Source organism: Frankia tisae (assembly GCF_025403405.1).
GTDB classification, from domain to species: Bacteria; Actinomycetota; Actinomycetes; order Frankiales; family Frankiaceae; genus Frankia; species Frankia tisai.
The window spans coordinates 1-4,959 of the sequence record NZ_JANEZT010000437.1; the positions used below are offsets into that span (position 1 = coordinate 1).

5 protein-coding genes are annotated in these 4,959 nt (G+C 72.0%); 4 read left to right on the forward strand and 1 reads right to left on the reverse strand.

All coding sequences use genetic code 11. The features are described from left to right. From NBZ85_RS27515 to NBZ85_RS27525, 3 genes are all read left to right on the forward strand, one after another. A partial coding sequence (locus NBZ85_RS27515; protein WP_261562916.1) for an acyl-CoA dehydrogenase family protein occupies window positions 1–1,113 on the forward strand: 1,113 nt, incomplete at its 5' end. A 68-nt stretch (window positions 1,114–1,181) separates the two neighbouring features. After that, a complete protein-coding gene (locus NBZ85_RS27520; RefSeq protein WP_261562917.1) occupies window positions 1,182–2,369 on the forward strand; it encodes an acyl-CoA dehydrogenase family protein in 1,188 nt (395 codons plus the stop codon). A gap of 66 nt (window positions 2,370–2,435) precedes the next feature. After that, complete coding sequence (locus tag NBZ85_RS27525; RefSeq protein ID WP_261559466.1) at window positions 2,436–3,500, forward strand: acyl-CoA dehydrogenase family protein; 1,065 nt, start codon at window positions 2,436–2,438, stop codon at window positions 3,498–3,500. Window positions 3,501–3,561: 61 nt separating this feature from the next. Here NBZ85_RS27525 and NBZ85_RS27530 read toward each other — a convergent pair whose 3' ends face one another. Then, window positions 3,562–4,581, reverse strand: a complete 1,020-nt coding sequence (locus NBZ85_RS27530; protein ID WP_308205229.1) for an oxidoreductase — start codon at window positions 4,579–4,581, stop codon at window positions 3,562–3,564. On the opposite strand from NBZ85_RS27530, the gene NBZ85_RS27535 reads away from it, so the two are divergent. Beyond that, window positions 4,523–4,959, forward strand: a 437-nt coding sequence (locus NBZ85_RS27535) for a TetR/AcrR family transcriptional regulator (protein WP_261562920.1), incomplete at its 3' end; no start/stop codon positions are given. The genes NBZ85_RS27530 and NBZ85_RS27535 overlap by 59 nt on opposite strands.

Below are 4,959 nucleotides of genomic sequence, written 5' to 3' on the forward strand. Positions count from 1 at the left end.
CGGCAGTTCCGGGAGGTCGTCCGGGAGTTCATCGCCCGCGAGATCACCCCGTATCACGCCGGGTGGGAGGCCGAGGGGATCGTCGACCGGACGGTGTTCGCCAAGGCGGCCAAGCACGGGGTCATCGGGTTCAACGTCGCCGAGGAGTTCGGCGGGGGCGGGGTTCGTGACTTCCGGTTCAACGCCGTCGTCGCCGAGGAGCTCGCGGCCGCGTTCGCCACCGGTCCGGGTTTCCTGCTGCACAACGACGTCGTCGGCTCCTACCTGAGCCGGCTGCCCGACGACGAGCAGAAGGCGCGCTGGCTGCCCGGGTTCGCCTCCGGCGAGGCGATCTGGGCGATCGGGATGACCGAGCCGGGTGCCGGCAGCGACCTGCAGGGCATCCGGACCTCCGCGGTGCGCGACGGCGACGACTGGCTGGTCTCGGGCGCCAAGACGTTCATCACGAACGGGATCCACTCCGACTACGTCATCGTCGTGGCGCGGACCGACCCGGCCGCCGGCAGCCGCGGCATCTCCCTGCTCGTCGTGGAGCGGGACATGCCCGGCTTCTCCCGCGGCCGCAACCTCGACAAGATCGGCCTGCACGCGCAGGACACCGCCGAGCTGTTCTTCGACGGCGTCCGGGTGCCGGCTCGCAACGTGCTGGGCAAGCTGGGCGGCGGGTTCATCCACCTGATGGAGAACCTGCCCGAGGAGCGGCTGTCGATCGCGATCTCGGCGGTCGCCGGGGCGCGGGCGGTGTTCGACTCCACGCTGGAGTACACCAGGACCCGCACCGCCTTCGGCCAGCCGATCGGCAGCTTCCAGCACAACCGCTTCCTGCTGGCCGAGCTCGCCACCGAGCTCGACATCGCCCAGGTGTACATCGACCGCTGCCTGAAGGCGTCGTTCGAGGAGAAGCTGACCACCGTCGACGCCTCCAAGGCGAAGTGGTGGGCCACCGAACTGCAGCAGAAGGTCGTCGACCGCTGCCTGCAGCTGCACGGCGGCTACGGCTACATGTCGGAATACCCCGTCGGGCGGGCGTTCACGGATGCGCGCATTCAGACCATCTACGGCGGCACGACGGAGATCATGAAGGAGATCATCGGTCGTTCGCTGGGCGTGTGAGGGCCGCTGCGGACCGCACGGCCGGACCGCAGCGGGCAACGTGTCGTCGTCGGGTTGGAGCAGGAGTCATGAGCGTGGACTGGGGTTCGGGAACCGAGTTGGGGGAGTTACGGGCGCGGGTGCGGGCGTTCGTCGCCGGCCACGCGCCGGGTCGGGCGGCCAGGGCGGGGGTGCGCAGCCCGGAGAACGCCGCGGAGCTCGCCGAGCTGCGGCACTGGATCGCCGCCCTGTTCGAGGCGGGCTACTACGGCGCCGACTGGCCGCTGGAGTTCGGCGGCGCCGCCGGGCATGACCCGCGGCGGGACGTCGTCGTCGCCGAGGAGATCGCGCGGGCCCGTGCCCCGATGCACCTCGGCGGCAACGGCCTGGCCGCCAGCGCCCTGATCCGCTTCGGCAGCGACGAGCAGAAGGCGCGGCTGCTGCCCGCCATCCGCTCCTGCGACGACCTGTGGTGCCAGCTGTTCAGCGAGCCCGGCGCGGGCAGTGACCTCGCCGGCATGCGCACCCGCGCGGTGCCCGACGGCGACGGCTACGTCGTGACCGGGCAGAAGGTGTGGACCACCAACGGCCACTGGGCCAACCGTGGGTACCTGCTCGCGCGCACCGACCCGGACATGCCCAAGCACAAGGGCATCACCGCGTTCGCGATCGACATGGACACCCCGGGCATCGACGTCCGGCCACTGCGCGAACTCACCGGCACCTCCGACTTCAACGAGGTGTTCTTCGACGGGGCGCGCATCCCGGCCACCGCGGTGATCGGCACGCCCGGCCAGGGCTGGATCGTCGCGAACGCGTCGCTGGCCGAGGAGCGCAACGGCGTCAGCGCCGCAGTCGTCGACCTCCAGCTCGCCTGGGAGGACCTGTACGCGCTCGCGCAGAAGATCGAGATCGAGGGTCGGCCGGCGGTGGAACAGGCCGACGTCCGCCAGCGCTTCGGCGCGCTGCGGGCCGAGATCCGCGCCTGTGCGCTGCTCGGGCAGTCCTCGTTCGCCCGCTGGCGGGCCGGCCGGGAACGGGTGATCGACGCCCCGGCGGGGAAGCTGTGGTTCAGCGAACTCAACCTGCGGCTGCACGAGTTCGCCGTGGACCTGCTCGGCGCGCGCGGCATCCTCACCGAGGGCGACCTCGACGCCGTCGACGGCGGCCGCTGGCAGGACGCCTACCTCTACGCCCGCGCGTACACGATCGCCGGCGGCAGCTCGGAGATCATGCGCAACCTCATCGCCGAACGCGCCCTCGGCCTGCCCCGCTAGCCCGACGCTCCGCCGGCCCGATGCTCTGCCAGCCGACCACGCCGGTCGGGGAAGGATCCGCCCGACATGCTTCTCAGTGACGAACAGGTCAGCCTGGCCGAAGCCGCCCGCGACTGGCTCGCGGAGCGCACCGATCTGGCCGCGGCCCGGGCCGACGGCGCGGCACTCGCGGCGCTCTACTCGGCGGACGACGTGCGCGCCGCCGCCGAACTCGGACTCACCTCGCTGCTGCGGCCCGCGGAGGGGGGAACCTTCGCCGACCTCGCGGTCGTCGTGGAGGAACTCGGCCGCGCCGGCTCACCGCTGCCGCTCGGACAGGCCGCGCTGGTCGCCCGGCTGCTCGATCAGATCGGCATCGGGGCGGCCGTGTCCGACGCGGTGGCCGACGGTTCGGCGCTCGCGGTCCCGGCCGCGGCCGAGCCGGACGACGCCGCGATCGGCGGCGTGCCCGGAGCCGACGGCACGCTTACCCTCGCCGGCCGGGCCGCCATCGTCGTCGGTGGCCTCGGCGCGGCCTGGCTGCTGGTCAGTGCCGCGATCGGGGACGACCGCGCCCTCGCGCTGGTCCCCGCCTCGAGCGCCGCCCGCACCGCCCGCACCACCCTCGACCTCAGCCGGGACATCGCCGCCGTCGACCTGCACGGCGTCACCGTCCCGGCGGGTGACTGGACCCGGGTCGGCGCGGACGTCGCCGACACCCTGGATCAGGCGCTGGCGCTCATCCACACTCTGGACGCGGTCGGCGCCGCCGGTCGCCTGCTGGACATGACGGTCGGTTACGTGAAGGAACGCGAGCAGTTCGGCCGGCCAATCGGATCATTCCAGGCGGTCAAGCACCACGCGGCGACCATGGCCGTCGACATCGAGGCGTCTCGGCTCTGCGGCCACGACGCCGCCCGCGCACTCGACGGCGGCGACCTGCTCTCCGCCGGCACGGCCGTCGCGGTCGCCGGCTCCGTGGCCGGTGAGGGGACCAGCCGTGCGGCCAGCACGGCGCTGCAGCTCCACGGCGGCATGGGTTTCACCTGGGAGCACGACCTGCACCTGTTCCTGCGCCGGATCAAGGTCGACGAGCTGGTCCGCGGCACAACCCGCCAGCACCGCGAGCGCCTGTTCGCCACCGCCGGCTGACGACCGGTGGCGGCGACGCGCCGCCACCGGTCCGGAGCGCCGCAACCGGCGCACGATCGAGCTAGCTGCCCTGGGCCTCGATCGAGACCTGCTCCCACTGCGCCCAGGTGGCCAGCCGCTGCTGGTAGACCGCCTTGACGATCTGGGTGGGCGGGGTGCCGAACAGCACCCGCAGCGGCGGATTCTCGGCGTTGACGATCTTCAGGAGGGCCGCTCCGGTCGCCGCCGGGTCACCGATCGCCATCCCGCCGCCCGCGCGCCGCTCGGCCATCGCCTTGCGCAGGTTGTCGTACGTCGGCGACGGGGTCGAGTGCACCGCGGAGGATCCGGACCAGTCGGTGCTGTAACCGCCCGGCTCGACGAGGGTCACCTTGATCCCGAAGGCGGCGACCTCCTGCGCGAGGGACTCGCTGAGACCCTCCAGCGCCCACTTCGACGCGTGGTAGGCGCCAAGGGACGGGAAGGCGGCGATTCCACCGATCGTGGAGATCTGGATGATGTGCCCGCTGCCCTGCGACTGCAGCAGTGGCAGCACCGCCTGGGTCACCCACAGGGCGCCGAAGAAGTTCGTCTCCAGCTGATTACGGATGTCGCTCTCGGAGAGCTCCTCGACCGCGCCGAAGTGGCCGTAGCCCGCGTTGTTCACAACGACGTCGAGCCGCCCGAAGCGGGCGACCGCCGCCTTGACCGCCGCGTCGACGGCGGCCCGGTCCGTGACGTCCAGCGCGAGCGGCAGCACGGCGTCGCCGTGGGCGGCTGCCAGGTCGGCCACCGCGTCGACCTTGCGGGCGGTGGCGACCACCTGGTCGCCGGCCTGCACTGCCGACTCCACGAACACGCGGCCGAAGCCCCTGGACGCTCCGGTCACAAACCACACCCTGCTCATGGCGTTCCTTCCCGACTGCCCGGGTTGCCCGGGTTGCCCGGGTTGATGCCGTCGCGACGATCGCCGCTTGTGACACCGTACGCCGAAAACGACACCTGATGACAGATCAGTCACGGCGTACCATCTGGACGTGATGATGGAGCCGCCTCCCGGTCTGCGCGAACGCACCCGCCGCGCCGTGCGCTCCGAGCTCATGACCGTGGCGATGAGCCTGTTCGCCGAGCAGGGTTACGACGTGACCACGATCGACCAGATCGCCTCCGCCGCCGGGCTGTCCAAGCGCAGCTTCTTCCGCTACTTCGCGTCGAAGGAGCAGGTGATCCTGGGCAACTTCGAGACGTTCGGTCGGGCGCTCGCCGCTGCCGTCCAACAACGCCCGCCGCGGGAGGACGCATGGCTGGCGTTGCGCCGCGCCTTCGACCTCATCGAGGAACGCAACCGCCTCGACCCGGCGCGCACGCTCGTCCTGCTGCGGATGCTGCACGAGACCCCGGCGCTCAAGGCCGCGCACCTGGAGAAGCAGTCCAGGTGGCGGGAGCTGCTGGTGCCCGGGGTGATCGCCCGCCTCGCCCG

Excerpts from the sequence above, each read along its gene's own strand:
- NBZ85_RS27520 (WP_261562917.1), top strand. The coding sequence starts at position 1,182 with ATGAGCGTGGACTGGGGTTCGGGAACCGAGTTGGGGGAGTTACGGGCG.
- NBZ85_RS27525 (WP_261559466.1), top strand. The coding sequence starts at position 2,436 with ATGCTTCTCAGTGACGAACAGGTCAGCCTGGCCGAAGCCGCCCGCGAC.
- NBZ85_RS27530 (WP_308205229.1), bottom strand. The coding sequence starts at position 4,581 with ATGAGCTCGGAGCGCACGGCGCGGCGGGTGCGTTCGCGCAGACCGGGA.